Annotated in this window: 21 protein-coding genes and 2 tRNA genes; 13 read left to right on the forward strand and 10 right to left on the reverse strand. The window is 68.2% G+C overall.

Going from position 1 to position 21,469, the window contains the following annotated elements:
* Positions 1–52: 52 nt before the first annotated feature.
* On the reverse strand, positions 53–1,231 hold the full coding sequence (locus ACYQ5L_RS10700; RefSeq protein WP_459957210.1) for an MFS transporter: 1,179 nt from the start codon (positions 1,229–1,231) through the stop codon (positions 53–55).
* Between the two features lie 347 nt (positions 1,232–1,578).
* Between ACYQ5L_RS10700 and ACYQ5L_RS10705 the strand changes: the two genes are divergently transcribed.
* From ACYQ5L_RS10705 to ACYQ5L_RS10720, 4 genes are all read left to right on the forward strand, one after another.
* Entirely contained in the window at positions 1,579–2,352 is a 774-nt protein-coding gene (locus ACYQ5L_RS10705; RefSeq protein WP_459957211.1) for a fumarylacetoacetate hydrolase family protein, read from the forward strand.
* Positions 2,353–2,365: 13 nt separating this feature from the next.
* Positions 2,366–3,832, forward strand: a complete 1,467-nt coding sequence (gene gltX / locus ACYQ5L_RS10710) for a glutamate--tRNA ligase (protein WP_459957212.1) — start codon at positions 2,366–2,368, stop codon at positions 3,830–3,832.
* 169 nt (positions 3,833–4,001) lie between these two features.
* Positions 4,002–4,073 (forward strand) — tRNA-Gln (locus ACYQ5L_RS10715).
* A gap of 69 nt (positions 4,074–4,142) precedes the next feature.
* Positions 4,143–4,215, forward strand: a tRNA-Glu gene (locus tag ACYQ5L_RS10720).
* Between the two features lie 57 nt (positions 4,216–4,272).
* Here ACYQ5L_RS10720 and ACYQ5L_RS10725 read toward each other — a convergent pair.
* Positions 4,273–4,773 carry a pyridoxamine 5'-phosphate oxidase family protein gene (locus ACYQ5L_RS10725; RefSeq protein ID WP_459957213.1) on the reverse strand — a complete coding sequence of 167 codons (501 nt, stop codon included), beginning with the start codon at positions 4,771–4,773 and terminating at the stop codon, positions 4,273–4,275.
* A gap of 123 nt (positions 4,774–4,896) precedes the next feature.
* On the reverse strand, positions 4,897–5,598 hold the full coding sequence (locus ACYQ5L_RS10730) for an IclR family transcriptional regulator (RefSeq protein ID WP_459957214.1): 702 nt from the start codon (positions 5,596–5,598) through the stop codon (positions 4,897–4,899).
* A gap of 129 nt (positions 5,599–5,727) precedes the next feature.
* On the opposite strand from ACYQ5L_RS10730, the gene leuC reads away from it, so the two are divergent.
* The 3 genes from leuC to ACYQ5L_RS10745 all read left to right on the forward strand — a co-directional run bounded on the left by leuC (position 5,728) and on the right by ACYQ5L_RS10745 (position 8,590).
* Positions 5,728–7,152, forward strand: a complete 1,425-nt coding sequence (gene leuC, locus ACYQ5L_RS10735; RefSeq protein ID WP_459957215.1) for a 3-isopropylmalate dehydratase large subunit — start codon at positions 5,728–5,730, stop codon at positions 7,150–7,152.
* 37 nt (positions 7,153–7,189) lie between these two features.
* Positions 7,190–7,798, forward strand: a complete 609-nt coding sequence (gene leuD / locus ACYQ5L_RS10740) for a 3-isopropylmalate dehydratase small subunit (RefSeq protein WP_379200462.1) — start codon at positions 7,190–7,192, stop codon at positions 7,796–7,798.
* 156 nt (positions 7,799–7,954) lie between these two features.
* Positions 7,955–8,590: an HU family DNA-binding protein gene (locus tag ACYQ5L_RS10745; RefSeq protein ID WP_379200464.1), complete on the forward strand. Its 636-nt coding sequence runs from the start codon at positions 7,955–7,957 to the stop codon at positions 8,588–8,590.
* A gap of 1,384 nt (positions 8,591–9,974) precedes the next feature.
* On the opposite strand, the gene ACYQ5L_RS10750 is transcribed toward ACYQ5L_RS10745, so the two are convergent.
* The 3 genes from ACYQ5L_RS10750 to cofC form a co-directional block, all read right to left on the reverse strand.
* Positions 9,975–10,934 carry an NUDIX hydrolase gene (locus ACYQ5L_RS10750; protein WP_459957216.1) on the reverse strand — a complete coding sequence of 320 codons (960 nt, stop codon included), beginning with the start codon at positions 10,932–10,934 and terminating at the stop codon, positions 9,975–9,977.
* The gene (locus ACYQ5L_RS10755; RefSeq protein ID WP_459957217.1) at positions 10,931–13,150 is read right to left on the reverse strand and encodes an RNA degradosome polyphosphate kinase; all 2,220 of its coding nucleotides are present in this window, start codon (positions 13,148–13,150) and stop codon (positions 10,931–10,933) included. Before ACYQ5L_RS10755 ends, ACYQ5L_RS10750 begins: the two co-directional genes overlap by 4 nt.
* A 62-nt stretch (positions 13,151–13,212) precedes the next feature.
* Positions 13,213–13,947 carry a 2-phospho-L-lactate guanylyltransferase gene (gene cofC / locus ACYQ5L_RS10760; protein WP_459957218.1) on the reverse strand — a complete coding sequence of 245 codons (735 nt, stop codon included), beginning with the start codon at positions 13,945–13,947 and terminating at the stop codon, positions 13,213–13,215.
* Between the two features lie 118 nt (positions 13,948–14,065).
* On the opposite strand from cofC, the gene ACYQ5L_RS10765 reads away from it, so the two are divergent.
* Positions 14,066–15,061 carry an NAD(P)H-dependent glycerol-3-phosphate dehydrogenase gene (locus tag ACYQ5L_RS10765; protein WP_459957219.1) on the forward strand — a complete coding sequence of 332 codons (996 nt, stop codon included), beginning with the start codon at positions 14,066–14,068 and terminating at the stop codon, positions 15,059–15,061.
* A gap of 213 nt (positions 15,062–15,274) precedes the next feature.
* On the forward strand, positions 15,275–16,372 hold the full coding sequence (locus ACYQ5L_RS10770; RefSeq protein ID WP_459957220.1) for a D-alanine--D-alanine ligase family protein: 1,098 nt from the start codon (positions 15,275–15,277) through the stop codon (positions 16,370–16,372).
* 48 nt (positions 16,373–16,420) lie between these two features.
* Here the strand turns inward: ACYQ5L_RS10770 and ACYQ5L_RS10775 are convergent, their stop codons facing one another.
* Positions 16,421–16,894, reverse strand: coding sequence for a DUF5946 family protein (locus ACYQ5L_RS10775; RefSeq protein WP_459957221.1), 474 nt, complete (start codon positions 16,892–16,894; stop codon positions 16,421–16,423).
* 73 nt (positions 16,895–16,967) lie between these two features.
* Here ACYQ5L_RS10775 and ACYQ5L_RS10780 point away from each other — a divergent pair, with 73 nt between their 5' ends.
* On the forward strand, positions 16,968–17,267 hold the full coding sequence (locus tag ACYQ5L_RS10780; RefSeq protein ID WP_459957222.1) for a DUF6191 domain-containing protein: 300 nt from the start codon (positions 16,968–16,970) through the stop codon (positions 17,265–17,267).
* 76 nt (positions 17,268–17,343) lie between these two features.
* Here the strand turns inward: ACYQ5L_RS10780 and ACYQ5L_RS10785 are convergent, their stop codons facing one another.
* Positions 17,344–18,222, reverse strand: coding sequence for a DUF3515 domain-containing protein (locus ACYQ5L_RS10785; RefSeq protein WP_459957223.1), 879 nt, complete (start codon positions 18,220–18,222; stop codon positions 17,344–17,346).
* A gap of 141 nt (positions 18,223–18,363) precedes the next feature.
* Here ACYQ5L_RS10785 and thiL point away from each other — a divergent pair, with 141 nt between their 5' ends.
* Genes thiL through ACYQ5L_RS10800 form a run of 3 tightly spaced genes read left to right on the forward strand, consistent with a single transcriptional unit; the run spans position 18,364 to position 20,494 of the window.
* Positions 18,364–19,482, forward strand: a complete 1,119-nt coding sequence (gene thiL / locus ACYQ5L_RS10790; RefSeq protein WP_459963394.1) for a thiamine-phosphate kinase — start codon at positions 18,364–18,366, stop codon at positions 19,480–19,482.
* Between the two features lie 47 nt (positions 19,483–19,529).
* Positions 19,530–20,207 (forward strand): uracil-DNA glycosylase, encoded by a 678-nt coding sequence (locus ACYQ5L_RS10795; RefSeq protein WP_459957224.1) that lies wholly within the window; start codon positions 19,530–19,532, stop codon positions 20,205–20,207.
* Positions 20,208–20,242: 35 nt separating this feature from the next.
* Positions 20,243–20,494: a hypothetical protein gene (locus ACYQ5L_RS10800; RefSeq protein ID WP_459957225.1), complete on the forward strand. Its 252-nt coding sequence runs from the start codon at positions 20,243–20,245 to the stop codon at positions 20,492–20,494.
* Here ACYQ5L_RS10800 and ACYQ5L_RS10805 read toward each other — a convergent pair.
* Both ACYQ5L_RS10805 and rpmB read right to left on the reverse strand, forming a co-directional pair.
* A complete protein-coding gene (locus tag ACYQ5L_RS10805; protein WP_459957226.1) occupies positions 20,478–20,981 on the reverse strand; it encodes a GNAT family N-acetyltransferase in 504 nt (167 codons plus the stop codon). The genes ACYQ5L_RS10800 and ACYQ5L_RS10805 overlap by 17 nt on opposite strands.
* A 71-nt stretch (positions 20,982–21,052) precedes the next feature.
* Complete coding sequence (gene rpmB / locus ACYQ5L_RS10810; RefSeq protein ID WP_011210730.1) at positions 21,053–21,244, reverse strand: 50S ribosomal protein L28; 192 nt, start codon at positions 21,242–21,244, stop codon at positions 21,053–21,055.
* Between the last annotated feature and the right edge of the window lie 225 nt (positions 21,245–21,469).

A 21,469-nucleotide genomic window follows, 5' to 3' on the forward strand; every position in this document is an offset into this window, starting at 1 on the left:
TGCGAAAACGTAACGGGCGCATCCCTTCCGGATTTGCGGGAGGGCGGCCGATCTAGTGGGAACCCCTGGGGACCAAGGGGACTGCCGCCAGCGCGATCAGCGCCGTCAGCGCGTAGGTGACGGGGAATCCGGCGACGGTGATGAGCGCGCCGAACGCGGGCGCCAGCGCCGCCATGGCCAGGTTCTGCCCGGTGTTCTGGATGCCCAGTCCGCGCCCGGACCAGTAGGGTCCCGCGATCTCCGCGACCGCGGTGAAGGCCAGGCCATTGTCGGTGACCGTGATGACCGACGCCGCGATCAGAATCGGAATCGCCGCCCACCACCACTGCGTCCAGGCGGTGAAGGCCAAGCCCGCCATGGAGATTGCGGCCGCGATGGCCACGGTCCGCAGCGGACCCAATCGGCTGCCGACGCGATCGGACCAGATGCCCGCCCCGATGCGCCCGCCCGCGCCCAGAATCTGGGTGAGGGTGACCAGCGCCCCGGCCGCGGCCAGCGACCAGCCCACATCGCGATGCAGCCACAGCAGCGCGAAGGTCCACAGCGTGCCCTGCGGAACGCACAGCAGCACCGACACCAGGTGAATCCGCCACAGCGTTGAATCACCACGGTAGGGATTCGCGGGTCGGCCTGCGTCGCTGGGGGATTCGGGCCGCGGCGGATCGATGATGCCGAACAGGCAGCCGATCGCCGCCAGGCCCGCCATCACCGCGGGGACCAGGATGGCGGTCGAGAACCCGTGCGCCGCAGCGACAGCCGGAATGCTCAGCGCGCCGATGCCCACGCCCAGCGGTTGTGCGGTCTGCCGGATTCCCATGGCCAGGCCGCGCTGATCCTTGGGAAACCAGCCGACAATGACCCGCCCGCTCGCGCCATTGGTGCTCGCCGCGCCCATGCCGCCCAGGAACAGGAATACGCCCAGGACGGCATAGCTGGAAACGGACGCGGCGGCCAGCCCGGCCGCCAGCATGAGCGCGGGCCCGGCCACCAGCACCTTGTGCTCGCCGATGCGGTCCACGATGTAGCCCCACGCGATGAGCGTGCACACCAGCCCGACCGTCGGCATGGAGACCAGCAGACCGGCCGTGGCCAGCGGCATTCCGCGATCGGTCAGGGCCGGCAGCAGGAACGGGGTGCCGTGCACGAAGACCGCGCTGGCGGCCTGGGCGAAGACGCCGAGCGCGAGCATGCGCCACCGTTTCGCCGTACCGATCTGGGTCACGGTGGTCATGGCTGCACCTCGTATCTCACAATGTGGAATTGATGTCTTACTGTGTGAACATCGTCCGTTACGTTACACCTGATGCGCGTGGCTATTCGAGGGGCAAGCTGTCTGTTTGCTCACAGCGATCACGTCCTACCGCCGGCGCCCGGCCGGACCGCCAGTTGTCTTGCGCACAAGCCCTTTCCACATCCGGCGCGCCCCGATGCTCGCGGGCACGCCGCGCCCGCGCACCGGCCGTCCGCCTACCGGATACCCGGACTCCGGCGGTGTGCCCGCCCGCCGCCCGCGCCCTCGCCGTGCCCCGCGGTCGGGCGCGTTCGGGCAGGTGGCGGCCGGTCGATAGGATGCGACACATGCGCCTAGGTCGAGTTGCCAGCCCAGATGGAGTCGCGTTCGTCAGTGTCGAAGGGGACGGCGGTGACGCCACCGTTCGCGAGATCGCCGAACATCCGTTCGGCACGCCGACGTTCACCGGCCGCAGCTGGCAGCTCGCGGATGTGCGCCTGCTGGCGCCGATTCTGGCCAGCAAGGTGATCTGCATCGGCAAGAACTACGCCGCGCACGCCGAGGAAATGGGCGGACCGGCCCCGGTCGATCCGGTCATCTTCATGAAGCCGAACACCGCCATCGTCGGCCCCAACGCGCCGATCATCTTGCCGCCCAGCTCGTCTCGAGTGGAATACGAGGGCGAATTGGCCGTGGTCATCGGCCGTCCCTGCAAGGACGTGCCCGCCGCCCGCGCCAAGGACGTGATCCTCGGCTACACCGTCGCCAATGACGTCACCGCCCGCGACCAGCAGAAGCAGGACGGCCAGTGGACCCGCGCCAAGGGCTACGACACCTTCTGCCCGCTGGGCCCGTGGATCGAGACCGCGCTGGACCCTTCGGATCTGGAGATCGTCACCGAGCTCGATGGCCAGGTGAAACAGCGCAGCCGCACTTCGCTACTGCTGCACGACATTCCGAAGTTGATCGAATGGGTGACCACCGTGATGACGCTGCTGCCCGGCGACGTCATCCTCACCGGCACCCCCGAGGGCGTCGGCCCGGTGCAGGCCGGCCAGCACGTGTCCGTGACCGTCGAAGGCATCGGCACCCTCACCAATCCCGTTGCCGCCAAACGCTGATCGAGAGAGAGACATGTCCGACGTTCGCGTCCGATTCTGCCCGTCGCCCACCGGCACGCCCCATGTCGGCCTGGTCCGTACCGCCCTGTTCAACTGGGCCTATGCGCGCCACCACGGCGGCAAGTTCGTCTTCCGCATCGAAGACACCGACGCCGCACGCGATTCCGAGGAGAGCTACCAGGCCATTCTCGACGCGCTGCGCTGGCTCGGCCTGACCTGGGACGAGGGCCCCGAGGTCGGCGGCCCCTACGGCCCGTACCGGCAGTCGCAGCGCAAGGACCTGCACCTGGATGTGGTGCGCCGGCTGCTGGAGGCGGGGGAGGCTTACGAATCCTTCTCCACCCCTGAGGAAGTCGAGGCCCGGCACAAGGCCGCCGGCCGCGATCCCAAGCTGGGGTACGACAACTTCGACCGCGACCTGACCCCCGAGCAGATCGCCGCCTACAAGGCCGAGGGCCGCCCGGCGGTGATCCGCCTGCGCATGCCCGACCGCGACCTGTCCTGGCACGATCTGGTGCGCGGCGAGACCACCTTCAAGGCCGGTGTGGTCCCGGACTTCGCGCTCACCCGCGGTAATGGCGACCCGCTCTACACGCTGGTGAATCCCGTCGACGACGCGATGATGAAGATCACCCATGTTTTGCGCGGTGAAGATCTGTTGTCCTCCACACCGCGGCAGCTGGCTTTGTATGAGGCTTTGCAGCGGATCGGCGTCGCGGAACGCACTCCCGAGTTCGGTCATCTGCCGTTCGTGATGGGTCAGGGCAACAAGAAGTTGTCCAAGCGCGACCCGGAGTCGAATCTCTTCCACCATCGCGACCGAGGGTTCATTCCGGAAGGTTTGCTGAATTATCTGGCACTGCTCGGCTGGAGCATCGCCGATGATCATGACCTCTTCTCCATGGCGGAGATGGTCGAGGCCTTCGATATTTCGAAAGTTAATTCGAATCCGGCCCGTTTCGACCAGAAGAAGGCCGACGCTCTGAACGCCGAACATATTCGCTTGCTGGAACCGGGTGATTTCGCTCACCGGCTGCGCGAGTATCTGACCGAGCACGGTCATATCGGCGCCGAGATCGACGAGAAGCTGTTCGCCGTCGCGGCCGATCTGGTGCAGACGCGAATCGTGGTGCTCGGCGATGCGTGGGGTCTGCTGAAGTTCCTGTTCGTGCCCGCCGACGAGTTCGCCATCGACGAGGCCGCGAAGGAAAAGAACCTCACCGCCGATGCCGCTCCGGTATTGCAGGCGTCCGTGACGGCGCTGGACGGCGTTTCGGCCTGGAATGCAGGGGAGATCGAGGCGGCGCTGAAAACGGCGCTCATCGACGAGCTGGGCCTGAAGCCGCGCAAGGCCTTCGGTCCCGTGCGCGTGGCGGTCACCGGCTCGCACATCAGCCCGCCGCTGTACGAGTCGATGGAACTGCTGGGCCGCGAGGTCTCGATGAGCCGTTTGCGCGCGGCGCTCGCGGGTATCGCGTAACCCGTGGTCCGAGGTTGGGTCGGAGCGCCGGTGACGACAGCTGAACAGCTGCCCGAACCGGCCTCTGACCAGCCGATTTGTGTATTACCGGCCTAGTCCTGCTAATCTCTTTCTCGGCCGGAACGCGGTCGGAAAGCCCCGAGCGGGGCGGCCCGAAAGCCCAGGTCAATGGGGTATGGTGTAATTGGCAACACAGCTGATTCTGGTTCAGCCATTCTAGGTTCGAGTCCTGGTACCCCAGCTTCGAGAGTCGTGAGGCTCTCGTTTTGTTCGAGATGACGCGGTCGCTCCGCCTGATTCTCGGCATCCTGGTCCCGTCGTCTAGCGGCCTAGGACGCCGCCCTCTCAAGGCGGTAGCGCGGGTTCAAATCCCGTCGGGACTACAAAAGTGCAGGCCCCCAGCCAATCGGCTGGGGGCCTGCACTTTTTCCCGAATGTTCTCAATCTCGCGCCGTGGCGGTGCTGCCGCCCAGCGGCATTGCGGGCATCCCGAGTTTGCGGTGATCCCAGCTGCGGACGCGTTCGGGCACCACGCGAATCGCCACCCGCTTGTTCAGCATGGCCTCCACGAACGGCTTGGCCTCTTCGCTGTAGGGCCCGGTGTAGCGCTCCCACACGCTGATTCCCACCTGGAACAGGGCCTCCGGATCGTCGACGATCTCCGCGCGGCCTTCGATGGACACCCCGCGCAACTGGTCGTAGGTATCGCCGGCCTCGACCATGACGGTGATGCGCGGATCGCGGCGCAGGTTCACCGCCTTCTGCGATTTGGCCTTGGTCTCGAACCAGATCTCGCCGTTGATCAGGCCGTACCACATGGCGATCAGATGCGGCCTGCCCGAAGCGCCCACGGTAGCCATGGTCGCGATGCGGCTGCGCTCCAGAAATTCGGTGATCTCCTGGTCGGACATCACAATCTGCGCGCGTTGATTAACTCCCATGGGCCGACTGTAATTTACGCCGTATGGCGGCGGTCACACGACCGGGTCGGGCCGCTGGACGGCCGCAGAAACGCCGACGCCCCCGCCGGGTAGGGCGAGGGCGTCGCTGGGGCTGCTGAGGCGTCAGAGGCGCTTGTGGAGGGCGTCGGCGGCGGCCACCAGGTCGGCGGCCCACCGCGCGCCCGGGCGGCGGCCCATGCGGTCGATGGGTCCGGATACCGAGACGGCCGCGACCACGGCGCCGGTGGCGTCGCGCACCGGCGCGGACACGCTGGCCACGCCCGCCGCGCGCTCGGCGGCGGACTGGGCCCAGCCCCGGCGGCGCACCTCGGCGAGGGCGCGCTCGCCGAACACCGCTTCCGGGAGCACGGTGCGCTGCAGGTCGGCATCGGCCCAGGCCAGCAGGACCTTGGCGGCCGAGCCGGCGGTCATGGGCATGCGCGCGCCCACCGGAACGGTGTCGCGCAGGCCCGCCGCGGGTTCCATGGAGGCCACGCAGACGCGGGCATTGCCGTCGCGGCGGTAGAGCTGCACGCTCTCGCCGGTGATCTCGCGCAGGCGCGGAAGAATCGTGGCGGCGGCGTCCAGGAGCGGGTCGCTGGCGGTTGTCGCCAGCTCCGATAGCGCCGGGCCGGGACGCCACAGTCCCTGGCTGTCGCGGGCCAGCATGCGATGCGTCTCCAGGCCCACGGCCAGGCGATGCGCGGTGGCGCGGGGCAGGCCGGTGCGGGCGCACAGCTCATTGAGGCCGCAGGGTTGCTCGGCTACGGCGTGCAGGACCGCCATGGCTTTGTCCAGAACCCCGATACCGCTATGCTGTCTCATAGAACGATATTAGCGTCTCGCATATTGGGAATTGCAAATCCCGATACCGGAACTCTCCGGATTCCGCGGGCCGCGCTCCCCGCGTCACCAGCCCGGGCGCGGGAATGTCTATCGAGAGGTGATGGAGATATGGCCGACCGGCCACGCACTCTGGCGGAGAAGGTCTGGGACCAGCACGTCGTCGTCCGCGGCGCGGGCGAGGGCGCGAACCGCGAACCCGACCTCATCTACATCGACCTGCACCTGGTGCACGAGGTGACCAGCCCGCAGGCGTTCGACGGCCTGCGGGCGGCCGGACGTCCCGTGCGCCGGCCGGATCTCACCATCGCCACCGAGGACCACAACGTCCCGACCATCGACATCGACAAGCCGATCGCCGATCCGGTGTCCCGCACGCAGGTGGAGACCCTGCGCCGCAACTGCGAGGAATTCGGCATCCGCCTGCACCCGATGGGCGATCTGGATCAGGGCATCGTGCACGTGGTCGGCCCGCAGCTGGGGCTGACCCAGCCGGGAACCACGGTGGTGTGCGGTGATTCCCACACCTCCACCCACGGCGCGTTCGGCGCGCTGGCCATGGGCATCGGCACCTCCGAGGTCGAGCACGTGCTGGCCACGCAGACGCTGTCGCTGAAGCCGTTCAAGACCATGGCCATCAATATCGACGGGCAACTGCCCGAGGGCGTCACCTCCAAGGACGTCATTCTCGCCGTCATCGCGCAGATCGGCACCGGCGGCGGCCAGGGATATGTCCTGGAATACCGCGGCGAGGCCGTGCGCGCCATGTCCATGGAGGCGCGGATGACCATGTGCAACATGTCGATCGAGGCGGGCGCCCGCGCGGGCATGGTGGCCCCCGACGAGGTCACCTACGAATTCCTGAAGGGCCGCCCGCACGCCCCGGAGGGCGCGGATTGGGATGCGGCCGTGGCGGCCTGGGACGCGCTGCGCACCGATGAGGGCGCGGTCTTCGACGCCGAGGTGCACATCGACGCCGCGGCGCTGACACCCTTCGTGACCTGGGGCACCAACCCGGGACAGGGTGCGCCCCTGGGCGACACGGTGCCCGATCCGGAGCAGATCTTCGACGAGAACGAGCGCGCCGCCGCCGAGAAAGCGCTGCAATATATGGACCTGAAACCGGGTACTCCGCTGCGAGATGTCGCCGTGGACACGGTTTTCGTGGGCTCCTGCACCAATGGCCGGATCGAGGATTTGCGCGCGGTGGCGAACGTGCTCAAGGACCGCAAAGTGGCCGACGGCGTGCGGATGCTGATTGTGCCGGGCTCCATGCGGGTGCGGCTGCAGGCGGAAAAGGAGGGGCTGGGCGAGATTTTCACCGCCGCCGGCGCGGAATGGCGTCAGGCCGGGTGCTCGATGTGCCTGGGAATGAACCCGGATCAGCTTTCGCCCGGTCAGCGCTGTGCTTCGACCTCGAACCGGAACTTCGAAGGGCGCCAGGGCAAGGGCGGCCGCACGCATCTGGTGTCGCCGCTGGTCGCGGCCGCCACGGCGGTGCGCGGAACCCTGTCCTCACCTGCGGATCTCAACTGATCCCAGCTCTTTTCGGCCCTCAGACTCAGGAGAAACGATGGAAGCCTTCAAGGTCCACACCGGGATCGGCGTCCCGCTGCGCAGGTCCAATGTCGACACCGACCAGATCATCCCGGCGGTCTATCTGAAGCGCGTCACCCGAACGGGATTCGAGGACGGGCTGTTCGCGGCCTGGCGTTCGGATCCGAACTTCATTCTGAACACCGCGCCCTACAACAGGGGTTCTGTCCTGGTCGCCGGTCCGGATTTCGGCACCGGTTCCTCACGCGAGCACGCCGTTTGGGCGCTCAAGGACTTCGGGTTCCGGGTGGTGATCTCGTCCCGGTTCGCCGACATCTTCCGCGGGAACGCGGGCAAGGACGGCCTGCTGACGGCCCGGATGCCGCAGAGCGATGTGGAATTGCTCTGGAAGTTGCTCGAGGAACAGCCCGGTTTGGAATTGACGGTGGACCTCGAGGCCCGCACCGTGGCGGCTGGAACCGTCGTGTTGCCGTTCGATATTGACGACTACACCAGGTGGCGTCTGCTCGAAGGTCTGGACGACATCGGGCTGACACTCCGGCGCGTCGACCAGATCAGCGAGTTCGAAAACGCAAGGCCGACTTGGAAACCCACCACCATTCCGGCCCGTATTTCGCAAGCGTAATCATTGGTGCGGGTTAGCTGAACACGCTTGAACCCGGTTGCTGGGCGTGTGCCATGTCTCATCAAAATAGGCGTGGCACATTGACTCTTGCTCAAAGAAGGTTTACCGTGGTACCTAGTCGGTCCGACGACGGGCCATTAGTCTGCGGAGGATTCAATGAACAAGGCGGAACTGATCGATGTTCTGACCGAGAAGTTGGGTACTGACAGGCGTACGGCTACTGCGGCAGTCGAGCAGATTGTCGACACGATCGTGCGCGCGGTGAACAAAGGTCAGAGCGTCACCATCACCGGATTCGGTGTCTTCGAACAGCGGAAGCGGGCCGCTCGCGTGGCTCGTAACCCGCGCACCGGTGAAACCGTGAAGGTGAAGCCCACTTCCGTGCCGGCCTTCCGTCCGGGCGCCCAGTTCAAGGCGATCATCGCCGGTAAGCAGAAGATCGCGTCGAGCGGCCCGGCCGTGAAACGCGGTGTGGCTGCCCCGGTGTCGGGCAAGGCGGGCGCCAAGAAGACCACGGCGAAGAAGACCGCGAAGAAGGCCACCAAGGCTCCGGCCAAGACCACGGCCAAGAAGGCCGCGTCGAAGGCTCCGGCCAAGAAGGCCACCGCCAAGAAGACGGCGGCGAAGAAGACGGCGGCGAAGAAGACCACGGCCAAGAAGACCACGGTCAAGGCCACCGCCAAGAAGGCTCCGGCCAAGAAGACTGCGGTCAAGAAGGTTACGGCCGCCAAGAAGACCGCGAAGAAGGCTCCGGCCAAGAAGACCGCGGCGAAGCGCACCGCCCGTCGCTGACGGTTTTCGCGCAGGACGATATGTGAGACGGCCCGGCCCAGCCGGGCCGTTTCGCATGTCCGGGGCAGCATTCCGAACGCCCGCACGGCCCTCCAGCGGGCCGCGAGCGCCGCGAAACCTCCTACGCGCGGGTAGAACCCGCCCGGAGGGCTCTCGCGGGCCCAGAATTGCCTCTGATCATGAAACCGGTTCCGACCGGCCGGATGCGGTGCGGCGCGGCTGAATACGGGCTCCGACCGGCGGTTTGTCCGCCCGGGTGCGGGCGGGAAGCCGTACCGCCGAGCGGGATCCGGCCCGTGACCGGCCGAATGCCGTGCGGCGGGGGCAAATCCGATCTTCGAACCGGTGGCCCCAAATCGTCGTTCCGGCGCCGAAAATCGGCGTGTGACCGGCCGGATGCCGATCTGGAAGTGCTCCGGCGACAGCCGAATCCGATCTTCGTGCCCGGCGTGGAAATGAGTCGATTACGGCCCGGAAACCGGCTCTCGAGCGGCCGGAAGCCGTGTGGCCGGGCATGAATTCGATCTTCAGCCGGGAAGTAGCCATACACGGGCGGGCGTTCGCCAGATGGCGGAATACACGTCGCGACCGGGCGAATGCCGCCCCGCGGACCGGAACTCGCACGGCCGCGCGGAAACGGCTCGCGGCGCCCGGAAGCCGTTCTCGAACCGCGGGAACCACCCCGCGACCGGCCGAATGTGGTGCGGCGGCAGCGGATCCGCGCTGCGGATCCGGGCTGCGGGAGTTACCCGGCCGAACCGGAAATCCGGTCGCCGACCGGCCGGAAGTCCTGTGCGCGCGGTGGAATTCGATCTTCGTGACCGAGCGGAAACTCAGTCGAATGGACGGGTTGCCCGGTCCGGGCGCCGACGAGTTTCTCAAATCATCGGATGTATAGCGAAATCCTCGCGCTGACGGGCCGGATGCCGTCCGGAGGTGGCCGGAAGTCGCAGGGCGAGGGGGGATCTGGAATACGACCGGCCGGAGCCGGTTCCCGCCGTCCCGGAGAGCCGGGAATGGCCGTGCGACCGGCCGGACAGTCGTCTGTAAGTCGCGGCGGGACAGCTGAATCCGATCTTGACCGCCATCGTGCGCCCAGCCCTGTCAGAGGACTGGAATCCGGACTCTGACCGGCCGAATGCGGTGCCGCGGCGGTGGTTCCGGCACGCCGGAACCGGTGTGCGGTCGTCCGGGGGGGACGGAAAACGGCGGTGCGGGAGGGAAATCCGGGGCATGACCGGCCGGATGTCGTGCGCGGAAGGGAAATGTGATCTCCACGCCGGGCCCCCGGCGCCGATGCCGAACCGGGGGCGGGCGGTGGGAAGTCGGTTGGTGCCCAGGGAATCCGGGCCCCGGGGTCGAGGGGTGAATTCGGTTGCGTGAATTACACGCGTGAGATCTCGGGGGAGATGAGGATGCGGTCGAGATGGTCGGCCGCGACCAAGCGGCCCCGGTGCAGGGACAGCACCCAGACGCTGCCCTTGCGATTGCGGGCCGGAGGCAGGTTCAGTCCGTCTCGGGCCGCCCAAGTCTCCAAGAGGTCCGGAATCACCTTGCCCTGGCTCGAGATCACCTGGACGGCGGGGTCCGAGCCCAGTTCCCGGGCGCGCGCCAGGGCGGCTTCGGGGGCTGCGGCATAACCGGATTCGGAGAACAGCGGATCGAGTTGGACCTCCACGCCCAGTGCTTCCGCCAGCGGGGTCACGGTTTGGACACAGCGCAGCGGTGGGGCGGAGTGGATTTCGGTGGCGCCGAAGGCGAGCAGATTCGGGACCAGCGCGCTTGCCTGTGCGCGACCGGCCTTTTCGAGCGGGCGTTCCTCGTCGGGGCCGCTGAAGCGTTCGCGCCGACCGGCCTTGGCATGGCGCACCAGCAGCAGCGTGTCGGTATCGGCGGGCAGGCGCAGGAAATTGCGGACGATGGAGCGGTCCATGGGGTAGGACAGCGCGTCCATGAGCCCGTCCAGACCGCACCAGACGATTTCGTCGACCTCGGCATTGGATTCGAAAGCGCCGTCGAGCACATGGGCGGCCCAGTAGTCGACGCGCTTGAGCTTGCGGTGCCCGGTGACCGGATAGGTGACATGGCCGAGATAACGCCCCAGGCGCGATCGGAGGCCGGTTTCCTCCGCGACCTCGCGCACGGCCGCCACCACCGGGGTCTCACCGGGATCCAATTTGCCCTTGGGCAGCGACCAGTCGTCGTACTTGGGGCGGTGCACCATGGCGATCTCGATGCCGCCGCCGGCGGCCTCGCGCCACAGCACCGCACCGGCGGCGAGGATATTGGCGCTGACTCGCGGGTCGTACAGCGCGCCGGCCGGATCGGAACTCGGCTTGCTCACTGGCGGTCCGGACGTCGCAGTCGCATGAGGTACTCCTGATGGTCCCGGATCTGCTCACCGGGAACGTCCGGATCGGGCTGCGCCGCCCAGCTGCCATCGGGCTGCAGCACCCAGCAGCGAGTGGTCTCCGAGAGCGCGGAGTCGAAGACGGCGCCGAGCTGGTCGGCCAGGCGCGGATCCTTCACCTGCGCCAGCACTTCCACGCGCCGGTCCAGATTGCGGTGCATCATATCGGCGCTGCCGATCCAGTATTCGTGCTGCGCCTCGAAGTGCAGGATCCGCGAATGTTCCAGGTATCGGCCGAGAATCGAGCGGACCTCGATGTTCTCGCTCATGCCGGGCACGCCGGGTCGCAGGCCGCAGATGCCGCGCACCACGATCTGCACCGGCACGCCGGCCTGCGAGGCCCGGTACAGCGCGTCGATGATCTGCTCGTCGACGATGGCGTTGGCCTTCAGCCGGATTCGGGCCTGCTCGCCCTGGGCCGCGAGTTCGACCTCACGTTCGATGCGCTCGATGATGCCGGCGCGCACACCGCTGGGCGCGACCAGCAGGTTGCGGTAGTTTGCCTTTCGCGAGTACCCGGTCAGCGAGTTGAACAGATCGGTGAGGTCGGCGCCGATCTCCGGTGCGGCGGTGAGCAATCCGACGTCCTCGTACAGCCGCGCGGTCTTGGGGTTGTAATTGCCGGTGCCGATGTGGCAGTAGCGACGGATGGTGGCGCCCTCGCGGCGCACCACCAGGCAGGTCTTGCAGTGCGTCTTGAGCCCGACCAGGCCGTAGACCACGTGCACGCCCGCCTGTTCCAGCGCCCGCGCCCATTTGATGTTGGCCTGCTCGTCGAAGCGGGCCTTCACCTCCACCAGCGCCACCACCTGCTTGCCGGCCTCGGCGGCGTCGATGAGCGCGTTGACGATGGGGGAGTCGCCGGAGGTGCGGTACAGGGTCTGCTTGATGGCCAGCACCTGCGGATCGGCGGCGGCCTGTTCGATGAACCGCTGCACGCTGGTGGAGAACGAGTCGTAGGGGTGGTGCACCAGCACGTCGCCCTCGCGCAGGGCGGCGAAAACGTTTCGGGGCGTTTCGCGTTCACCGAAGGCGGGCGGGGTGGCCGGGACGTAGGGCGCGTCCTTGAGGTTGGGCCGGTCCACGCCGTACACCTGCCACAGGCAGGACAGATCCAGCAGGCCGGGCACCTGGATCACGTCGGCCGGATCGACATCGAGCTCGCGCAGCAGCAGATCGAGCATGTGCTCGGTCATATCGTCGGAGACCTCGAGCCGCACCGGCGAGCCGAAGCGGCGGCGGGCGAGTTCGCGCTCCAGGGCCTGCAGCAGATCCTCGTCGCGGTCCTCCTCCACCTCGAGGTCGGCATTGCGGGTGATGCGGAACGAATGGTGTTCCACCACTTCCATTCCCGGGAACAGCTGATCGAGGTGAGCGGCGATCAGCTCCTCCATGGGCAGGAAGGCGGCCATGCTGGAGGCCTGTGCGGCAGCGGAATCGCGCACCTGGGAGATGCCGTCCCGGCCGGCCGCGGCGAAGGTGCGGCGCACGCGCACGAAGCGATCGACGTTGTCGGGCACCTTCACTCGGGCGAAGTGCTCGCCCCCGGTGACCGAATCCTTCACGGTCACGGCGAGATTGAGGCTCAGGCCGCTGATGTAGGGGAACGGGTGCGCGGGATCGACCGCGAGCGGGGTGAGCACCGGGAAGACCTGGTCCTGGAAGTATCCGGACAGGCGCTGCTTCTCGGCGTCGTCGAGCCCGGCCCAGCGGATGACCTCGATGCCCTCGGTGGTGAGCGCGGGCAGCACCTGATCGAGGAAGACGCGCGCGTGCCGGCCCGCCAGATCCTGGGTGCGGGCGGCGATCATCTCCAGCTGTTCGGTGGGCGAGAGCCCGTCGGCCGAGCGGACCGAGAGCCCGGTTTCGGCGCGCCGCTTCAATCCGGCAACCCGGACCATGTAGAACTCGTCGAGGTTCGACGCGAAGATCGCCAGGAATTTGGCGCGCTCGAGCAGCGGCTGCGAGGTGTCCTCCGCCAGCGCCAGCACTCGCGCGTTGAAGTCGAGCCAGCTCAGTTCCCGGTTCACATACCGGTCCTGTGGCAACCTCGTCCGGGCGGTGGTGGGCGGTGGGGTCGCCGCGGGTGGCGCCGCGGGTAGTAGCGGCGTTTGTTTCACGGTTTCCGTATCGCTCACTCTCACGATCATTCCTTATGTCCCGTATGACGCGCCGACGTGACACTGTCCATTGCAGCGCACATCACGCCGGGTCAGCACATCGACGACCCGGCCCGGCGGACTTGTTTCGCCCCTTGACACGCTCGCGACACGCTTATTTCACGCAATAGCGTCTCGGTGGCCGCGCCGACCCCGAGCGCGGCGGCGCGTTCCAGATCGGCCGCGGTGTCCACGTCCTGGCGCAGGCCCGGCCAGGCGCCGAGCAACTCCACAGCACCCGCCGCGATATGGCGGCGGGCCGAATCCGGGCCGAAGAGCGGGTCGAGCGGCGCGGAGCCGTCGCGGACGAGCAGCGCCACCGTGCCGCTGCCCTCGTGATCGGCCACCACCGAGCGGCGATGCCCGGCGGAGGTCAGCATGTCGGACAGTTCGTGCGGGCGCAGGGCGGGCAGATCGGCTTGCAGGGCAAGCAGATCGACCGCGCCGTGCCGGCGGCGCACCGCGGCGGCGGCCGCGGACAGGGCCGCGTTCAGGCCGCCGGTCGGATGGCCGTGCGGTTCGGGGTGCACATGCGCGCCCAGGCCGCTCACCACATCGGTCACGGCGGGATCGGGGGTCACCACGGTCACCGTGGCGATGCCCTCGGCCGCGACCGCGGCCGTCACCGTATCGGCCAGCATGGCCAGCACCAATCGCGATCGATCGTGCGGATGCAGGCGATCGGACAGCCGGCTCTTGGCGAGTCCGAGACTTTTCACCGCGATCACGGCGTGCACGGGCGGGCGTGCGGCGGCGCCATTCGGGTGTGCGGAGCCGGTGGCGGACATGTCGGAATCCTCCCACTCCGAGGTGACCGGCGGGTGAGCGGGCGTGGGACTCGCGCCTCGAATCACCTGTTTGCCGTGCTCGGCATGCCGTCTCGCGCACCCCGCTTATATTGGGCTGATGGCTAGGGCAGCAGTGATGGGATCGGGTTCCTGGGGGACCGCGCTCGCGAAGGTGTTGGCGGAGGCCGGAACCGAGGTCACCATGTGGGCTCGGCGGCCGGAGATCGCGAAGGCGATCACGACCGGGCGGCGGAATCCCTCGTATCTGGTGGACGTGGAACTGCCGCCGATCGCCGCCACCGACGATCCGGCGGTGGCCCTGGCCGGGGCGGACATCGTGGTGCTGGCGGTGCCGTCGCAGACCCTGCGCACCAATCTCGCCGCGTGGCGGGACATCATTCCCGCCGACGCCACCCTGCTGAGCGTGGCCAAGGGCATCGAAACCGGCACGCTGCTGCGGATGAGCCAGGTCATCGCCGAGGTGAGCGGCGCCGACCCGAGCCGGATCGCGGTGCTGTCCGGGCCGAATCTGGCCGATGAGATCGCGGCCAGGCAACCGGCCGCCACCGTGATCGCCTGTACCGATACCGCGCGGGCCGAGGCCGTGCAGCACGCCATCGCCACCGGGTACTTCCGGCCGTACACCAATTCCGATGTGATCGGCTGCGAGATCGGCGGGGCCTGCAAGAACGTCATCGCGCTGGCCTGCGGCGCCGCCTCCGGAATGGGATTGGGCGACAACTCCATTGCCACGCTCATTACGCGCGGGCTGGCCGAGATCATCCGGCTGGGCGTGGCCGTCGGCGCGGAGCCGGTGACCTTCGCGGGCCTGGCCGGAATCGGCGATCTGGTCGCCACCTGCACCTCGCCGCTGTCGCGCAACCGGTCCTTCGGGCACGTGCTGGGCGAGGGCGGCAGCATGGAGACCGCGCAGCAGGCCACCCATGGGCAGGTCGCGGAGGGTGTGAAGTCGTGCACATCGGTGCGGGCGCTGGCCGCCGCGCACGGGGTGGAGATGCCGCTCACGAATGCGGTGCACCAGGTCTGCCACGAAGGGCTTTCCGCTGAGGAAGCGGTCGGTCAGCTGCTGGGCCGCCGGCTCAAATCCGAATGATCCTCGAATCCGGGGGAATCCCAGCTCGACTCGGCGGACCGGATGTCGCACTCCGGCCACCGCGCGCGAAGTGGAGTGCGGCCGGGTCGAATCGGAGTAACACCCGGCCGAGCGGGAGCGACGGTGTGAGCAGGAGCTCGGCGGCCGCGGTCACCGGGCCCTGAGCCGACCGTGTAACACCGCCGCCATTCCCGACCGGGTACGGTTCCGGGCATGACCAACAGGATCAGGGTGGCGGTGGTGTTCGGCGGCCGGAGCAATGAGCACGGGGTTTCGTGCGTTTCGGCCCGGACCGTACTGGGCAGCCTCGATCCCGAACGGTACGAGGCGGTTCCGATCGGGATCACGCAGGACGGCACCTGGGTGCTAGCCAGTGGCGATCCGCGCGAGCTGACTCCGACCGATCGCGCCATGCCCTCGGTGGCGAGCACCGGCACCGAGCTGACCCTGAGCGCGGACCCGTCCCGGTCCGGCAGCCTGGTTCCCCTCGACGGCGCCGAGACCGTGCTGGGCGGCGTGGACGTGGTGTTCCCGGTGCTGCACGGCGCTTTCGGTGAGGACGGGACCATCCAGGGTCTGCTGGAGCTGGCGGGGATTCCGTACGTCGGCCCGGGCGTGCTGGCCAGTGCGGCCGGTATGGACAAGGAATTCACCAAGAAACTGCTTGCGGCCGAAGGGCTTCCGATCGGCGTGCAGGTGGTGCTGCGACCCGGCGTGCCGACCCTGTCCGAGGCGGACAGGGCTCGCCTGGGCCTGCCGGTGTTCGTGAAGCCCGCCCGCGGCGGCTCCTCGATCGGCATCACCAAGGTCGACGACTGGGATGAGCTGGATGCCGCCATTGCCGTTGCGCGCCAGGTCGATCCGAAGGTGATCGTCGAGGCCGGGATTATCGGGCGCGAAGTGGAATGCGGTGTGCTCGAGTTCCCCGACGGGCGAGTCGAAGCCAGTGTGGTGGCCGAGATCCGGATGCCCGATACCACCGGCGACGGTCCGGAGTTCTACGACTTCGACACCAAATACCTCGACGACGTCTGCGAGTTCGACGTTCCCGCCAAGCTGGACGACGATGTGGCGCAACAGGTTCGGGAGATCGCCGTGCGGGCTTTCCGGGCGCTGGACTGCCAGGGCCTGGCTCGCGTGGACTTCTTCGTCACCGAGCAGGGCCCGGTCATCAACGAGATCAACACCATGCCCGGCTTCACCGCCATCTCCATGTATCCGCGCATGTGGGATGCCACCGGCATCGATAACAGGACCCTCGTCAGCACCCTGATCGAAACGGCTCTGGCGCGCGGCACCGGCTTGCGCTGACCGATATCGCCGTGCGATCGAGCTCCTGCCCACATGGCAGGAGCTCGATCAGTATTCGGGGCCCGGAACCGCCAGATCGATGGTGTCCGCGGTGGTGCGCGCCCATTCACCGACCGCCGTGATGTATTCGGCGGCGGGGCGGGCCACGATATCGGCGGCGGTCATCGGCCAGCGGGTGGGCCAGCGCGGGTCGACCGTGGAACGGTCGCCCGGGTTGGGGTTGTTCACCTTCACGCCGTGGAAGGCCCGGCGGATATCGATTCGCAGGGTGGCGATGGGGATCGGATCGCGCACCATGCGGGTCAGCTGTATGCGCAACCCTGCCGTCGCCTCCGGGGTCATTCGCGACGGGTGCTGCACCTGGAACGACGCGATGGCGAAGAAGTGGGCGCGCAGGCTGTCCTCGCTGCCGTCCAGCACCCGCCACTCGATTTCGAGCAGCTCCGGAATGCGGTCACCGCAGTCGCCGGACTCGGGTAGCGCGGCACCGCATTCCCGGCAGTGCCCAGCAGTTGCGGTCATACCGCCGAGCATGGCACTTCCGGGTCCCGCCGCGCAGCCGGCTTTCGGCGCGTCTCCGCGTACTCTCGGTGAGGTGATCGTGGCAATGACGATTCCCGGGCTGGCGCTGCTGATTATCGCGGTGGCCTTCGCCGAGGTCGCCTATCGCAAGCTGACCGGTCGGACCGTTCTGCCGTGGATGCGTCACGTCGAAGGTCCGCGCAGTGCCGCGGGCATCGGATTCGAACAGTTCGACGCCATCTTCAGCTCGGGCAAACAGGCCGAATTCGAACAGCGCCAGTCGGTCCTCATGCACCGTGAGAACCCCGGCGACGGCACCGACGGCATCGAGGTGGACCTCACCTCCGGCACGGTCACCCTCCGCGCGAACTGAAACAGCGCCGACCGGGAACTGGTGGCGTGGCTACTCGGCCGATGCCGCCACCAGTTCCCGGTGATCGCCTGTCCGGCTAGTTGGGGAGGGGGTTCGGGTCCAGGTTCTGCGGGGGGATGGTTGTGGTGATGGCGTCCGACACTTCTTGCAGGGGAGTGGGGCCGGCGTCATTGGCCATGGTCAGGGCGATGTAGGTGCCGCGGTCCACGGCGAACCAGGTGCCGGAGGTGGCGCCGCTCGTCGGATCCTTGACCTCGAACCAGCTGACGCCGTTCACGACCTGGAGCGGGGAGGCGCGGTGGAATTCCAGCGGGCGGCCCAGACCGCAGCGCAGCACAATGGGTTCGCCGCCCTCGGGCAGCTGCCACGCCTTGGTGGCGGCGGGGGCGGGCTGGCGCAGTTCGGCGGCCGTGTAGTCGCCGATCTTCTCCGGGAGCGCGGGCAGCAGCGCCGAGCAGGCCGGGCCGGTGGCGCCGGGCGCGTCCACCGCGCCGAGGGCCAGCGGCTCGCGAACCGGGTTGCGATTGGCGATCACGCCCGCGACGAGGACGCCGACCACGAGCGCGACCGGGAGCGCGACCGCGGTGGCGATGAGCGCGGGCGAGCGGCCGGGGGAGTAGTCCTCGTCGGACGGCTCGGCGCTCGCCGAGTCGCCGCCCGCAGCCGAGTCGCCGCCTGCCTCGGCATCGGACTTGCCGCCTGCCCCGGCATCGGACTTGCCGTCCGTCTCGGCATCGGATTCGCCGTCCGCTGCCGCATCGGACTTTCCGAGGCGAACCGCAGCGTCGGCGTTCGGCTCGGCCGCGGGCTCGGCGGTCGTGTCCGGCTCGCTGGATTCCGGTTCGCTGCCGCGGGTGTCGTTGCTCATCCGGTCGTCGGTCCCCGATCGTGCCGCGCCGGGCGCGGTGGGGCCCGGCTGGTGGTCGTCGATTGCGGGTTCGAGGGTACCGTTCATACGTTTGCCAACCGCATCACACTCAGTACCGAGGAGACCGTCATCACCGCCAGCAGCGGGCAGGGCCCGGCCGAGCCGACACCGGTTGCCACCGGGAGGCCGACACCGCCTCGCACCGGGGAGCCGACACCGCCTCCCACCGTGCGCGACCTCGGGGAGTTCGCGCTGATCGACCGCATCAACGCCGGGCGCACGCAGGCGCCGGGCGTGCTGATGGGGCCCGGCGACGACGCTGCCCTGGTCGCCGCGCCGGCCGGCCGCTTCGTGGTGACGACCGACATGCTGCTGGAGCACCGCCACTTCCGCCTGGACTGGTCCAGCCCCCAGGACATCGGCCGTAAAGCCATCGCCCAGAACGCGGCGGACGTCGTGTCCATGGGCGCTCGCCCGAGCGCATTCGTCGTCGCACTCGGCTGCCCCTCCGACACCCCGGTCGCCTTCGTCGAAGCCCTCGCCGACGGTATGTGGGCCGAGGCGGAGCGCGCCGGCGCGTCGATCGCCGGCGGCGACATGGTGCGCAGCTCCCAGATCGTGATCTCGGTGACCGCCTTCGGCGATCCCCTTGGGGCCGAGGTGATTACGCGCTCGGGCGCGCGGCCCGGCGACGTGGTGGCGGTCGCCGGCCGACTGGGCTGGTCGGCGGCGGGGCTGGCCGTGCTGTCGGCGGGCGTCGATCTCGATCGCTTCGCCGATGCGGTTGCCGCACATCGTGTTCCGCAGCCCCGCTACGAGGCGGTGCTGGACCTGCCCGCCGCCGCGCTGCCGTGGGGTGGGGCCGAGCGTCCGGTCGAAGCGGCCCCCCGCCCTCCGGGCGTTCCGCTGGCCGGAATCCACTGCGGTGCGGGAGATCCCGGCCAAGAGCATGCCGGGATGACGGATGCGCCCCACGCCGGAGGGATGGGGGTGCGGGCCTCTGCGGCGCGCGCCGGCGACGTCGCGGTGATCACGGCGCTTACCGATGTGTCGGACGGGCTGCTGGCCGATCTCGGGCATATCGCCCAAAGTTCCGGTGTTGCTATCGATCTCGATAGTTCGGTCTTGCGTGACCGGCGGCTCGGAGAGGTGGCGGATGCGCTCGGGGCGGACGCGCTCGAGTGGATTCTCTCGGGTGGCGAGGACCACGTGTTCGCGGCCACTTTCTCCGATTCGGGGGATCTACCTGCGGGTTGGGTACTCATCGGGCGGGTTGGTGCGGGGGCGGGCGTGACCGTGGACGGCGCCGCTCGGTCCGGACCTACCGGTTGGGAATCCTTCGCATAGGAGGGTGGGGTTTCGCCGTGGAAGTGGGGCGGATAGGTTATCCCGACATGGGTGGAAAACCACTGGCGGAAGTCATCGATTCGGGCTGGGCCGAGGCCCTCGAACCGGTGGCCGACCGCATTGCCGAGATGGGTGAATTCCTGCGCGCCGAAAACGCCGCCGGGCGCGGTTATCTCCCCAAGGGGGAGAACGTGCTGCGCGCCTTCCAGCGGCCCTTCGACAAGGTGCGCGTACTGATCGTCGGGCAGGATCCGTACCCGACGCCGGGGCACGCCATGGGGCTGAGTTTCTCGGTGGCGCCGGATGTTTCGCCGGTGCCGCGCAGCCTGGCCAATATCTTCTCCGAGTACTCCAAGGACCTGGAGTACCCGACGCCGTCCTGCGGTGATCTCTCGCCGTGGTCGGATCAGGGCGTGCTCATGCTGAACCGGGTTCTCACCGTGCGCCCGGGCGAGCCGGCCTCGCATCGCGGCAAGGGCTGGGAAGCGGTGACCGAGCAGGCGATTCGCGCCCTGGTCGCCCGTGACCAGCCGCTCGTCGCCATTCTGTGGGGCCGGGACGCCTCCACTTTGAAGCCGATGCTGGGGTCGACGCCCTACGTCGAATCCGCCCATCCCTCACCATTGTCGGCTTCGCGAGGATTCTTCGGATCTCGTCCGTTCTCACGTACCAACGAATTGCTGGGTACATTAGGGGCCGCGCCGGTGGACTGGCGTCTGCCCTAGGGCGCGAATCCGTAGATCCGATCAGGAGCATGTGTATGCAGAACAAGACTGCCCGTGGTGTTTTCGTCGCGCTTGCCGCGGGCGCCGCTTTCGCCGTGGCCCCCGCCGCCAATGCCGCGCCGTTGACGCTGGAACCGGCCCCCGTCGAGACGGCTCCGGCCGCGCCCGTCGCGAGCCTGTTCGACACCAACAGCGCGACCACGATGTCGTCGAGTGTGACTTCCCGGGTGGCGTGCATCTTCCAGTCGATCAGTCAGCAGCTGGACTGCTTCACCGGGCACCAGTAACCCGGCGCACCATTCGCACTTCGAGTGCGGGAGTGAAGGCTTCGACTCGGCGTTCGCCGTCGAGTTCGAAGCCGTACTTTTTATAGAAGGCTCGAGCGCGCGGGTTCTCCTCGAAAACCCACAGGCTGGTGTCGGCGTCCTCGGCCAGCACGGCGCGCATCAGATCGTGGGCGACGCCCGTGCCGTACCAGGCGGCGCGCACGTACAGCGCGAAGAGCTGGCGGGGCGTGACCACCGAATCGTCCAGTGCCGCGCCTTCGCGGGCGAATCCGATGACCTCGTCGCCCACGACCGCGATGGTGTTCAGGCGGGGATGCGCGATGCGCAGCCGCTCGTTTCGCTCCGCCAGCCGATCGATGTCGAAGGCGTCGAGCACATGGTCGGGCACCAATCCCCGGTAGGCCTCGCGCCAGCACGCGATATGGCATTCGGCCAGGCTCCGGGTGTACTCGGCCGTCAGCGGCAGGATCCGCCATGCCGCGTCCATAGCGTCCTCCTGGATACGACAAAAACCCCGGCCACCCGATTATGGGCGCCGGGGTTCTCGAAAGCTGGAAATCAGCCGCGCACGACCTTGCCGGCCTTGAGGCAGGAGGTGCACACGTTCATGCGGCGGGTGTTGCCGGGGGCAACCTGCGCACGAACAGTCTGGATGTTCGGGTTCCAGCGACGGTTGGTGCGCCGGTGCGAGTGCGAAACCGACTTACCGAAGCCGGGGCCCTTGGCGCAGACGTCGCAGACGGCAGCCATAGTCGCGAGCTCCTTCATGTCATGTTGGGACCCGCTGCACAGTGCACAGCGTGTCCGAAAACTTAATGTCGTGGACGTGCCTACCAGCGAATAACTGGCGAACGCGAGCAGATACCTGAGAGGGCAGGACCGGTGCCCGCGTCGGGCAACCCTGCAAGAGTAACCGCCCCCTCTCGCCGATGTCCAATTGGCCCCCCGTTCGCTGACCCGCGACCACCGCACGAA

Source organism: Nocardia sp. IFM 10818 (assembly GCF_054655275.1).

Excerpts from the sequence above, each read along its gene's own strand:
- ACYQ5L_RS10700 (WP_459957210.1), bottom strand. The coding sequence starts at position 1,231 with ATGACCACCGTGACCCAGATCGGTACGGCGAAACGGTGGCGCATGCTC.
- ACYQ5L_RS10705 (WP_459957211.1), top strand. The coding sequence starts at position 1,579 with ATGCGCCTAGGTCGAGTTGCCAGCCCAGATGGAGTCGCGTTCGTCAGT.
- gltX (WP_459957212.1), top strand. The coding sequence starts at position 2,366 with ATGTCCGACGTTCGCGTCCGATTCTGCCCGTCGCCCACCGGCACGCCC.
- ACYQ5L_RS10725 (WP_459957213.1), bottom strand. The coding sequence starts at position 4,773 with ATGGGAGTTAATCAACGCGCGCAGATTGTGATGTCCGACCAGGAGATC.
- ACYQ5L_RS10730 (WP_459957214.1), bottom strand. The coding sequence starts at position 5,598 with ATGAGACAGCATAGCGGTATCGGGGTTCTGGACAAAGCCATGGCGGTC.
- leuC (WP_459957215.1), top strand. The coding sequence starts at position 5,728 with ATGGCCGACCGGCCACGCACTCTGGCGGAGAAGGTCTGGGACCAGCAC.
- leuD (WP_379200462.1), top strand. The coding sequence starts at position 7,190 with ATGGAAGCCTTCAAGGTCCACACCGGGATCGGCGTCCCGCTGCGCAGG.
- ACYQ5L_RS10745 (WP_379200464.1), top strand. The coding sequence starts at position 7,955 with ATGAACAAGGCGGAACTGATCGATGTTCTGACCGAGAAGTTGGGTACT.
- ACYQ5L_RS10755 (WP_459957217.1), bottom strand. The coding sequence starts at position 13,150 with ATGATCGTGAGAGTGAGCGATACGGAAACCGTGAAACAAACGCCGCTA.
- cofC (WP_459957218.1), bottom strand. The coding sequence starts at position 13,947 with ATGTCCGCCACCGGCTCCGCACACCCGAATGGCGCCGCCGCACGCCCG.
- ACYQ5L_RS10765 (WP_459957219.1), top strand. The coding sequence starts at position 14,066 with ATGGCTAGGGCAGCAGTGATGGGATCGGGTTCCTGGGGGACCGCGCTC.
- ACYQ5L_RS10770 (WP_459957220.1), top strand. The coding sequence starts at position 15,275 with ATGACCAACAGGATCAGGGTGGCGGTGGTGTTCGGCGGCCGGAGCAAT.
- ACYQ5L_RS10775 (WP_459957221.1), bottom strand. The coding sequence starts at position 16,894 with ATGACCGCAACTGCTGGGCACTGCCGGGAATGCGGTGCCGCGCTACCC.
- ACYQ5L_RS10785 (WP_459957223.1), bottom strand. The coding sequence starts at position 18,222 with ATGAACGGTACCCTCGAACCCGCAATCGACGACCACCAGCCGGGCCCC.
- ACYQ5L_RS10795 (WP_459957224.1), top strand. The coding sequence starts at position 19,530 with ATGGGTGGAAAACCACTGGCGGAAGTCATCGATTCGGGCTGGGCCGAG.
- ACYQ5L_RS10800 (WP_459957225.1), top strand. The coding sequence starts at position 20,243 with ATGCAGAACAAGACTGCCCGTGGTGTTTTCGTCGCGCTTGCCGCGGGC.
- ACYQ5L_RS10805 (WP_459957226.1), bottom strand. The coding sequence starts at position 20,981 with ATGGACGCGGCATGGCGGATCCTGCCGCTGACGGCCGAGTACACCCGG.
- rpmB (WP_011210730.1), bottom strand. The coding sequence starts at position 21,244 with ATGGCTGCCGTCTGCGACGTCTGCGCCAAGGGCCCCGGCTTCGGTAAG.